Origin of the sequence: Cryobacterium sp. 10I1, assembly GCF_035019805.1 — a bacterium.
In the GTDB taxonomy this organism is placed as follows: domain Bacteria; phylum Actinomycetota; class Actinomycetes; order Actinomycetales; family Microbacteriaceae; genus Cryobacterium; species Cryobacterium glucosi.
Genome location: NZ_JASJVF010000628.1, coordinates 1 through 302, shown reverse-complemented (window position 1 = coordinate 302; position 302 = coordinate 1). Strand labels below are relative to the sequence as shown.

The following is a 302-nucleotide window of genomic DNA, read 5'->3' as shown; positions in this document are numbered from 1 at the left end:
CCAGGCCGACCACGATGCCGCGATCGCCACGGCCGTCCGGGAGCGCTACCCGGTCGAGGTGGGCGCCCAGCTCGCCCCGACACCGCCGATCGACCGCGGCCCTGCCGCGTCCCTCGCGGGGGCGACCGCAATGATGGACCTCTCCGACGGCCTCTTCATCGATGCCGGGCGCCTGGCCAAGGCGAGCGGGGTCGGAATCGACTTCGCGGCGGACTCCCTCGGCGACAGCGTCGGGCTCGCGCTCGGCGGCGGCGAGGACCACGGCCTGCTCGCGACCTTCCCTGCCGGCGCCGTGCTGCCGG

1 pseudogene is annotated in these 302 nt (G+C 76.2%); it reads left to right on the top strand.

Annotation, left to right across the window (positions count from 1 at the left end):
* A pseudogene (locus tag QN345_RS20075) lies at nucleotides 1-302 on the top strand (thiamine-phosphate kinase); the annotation flags it as partial.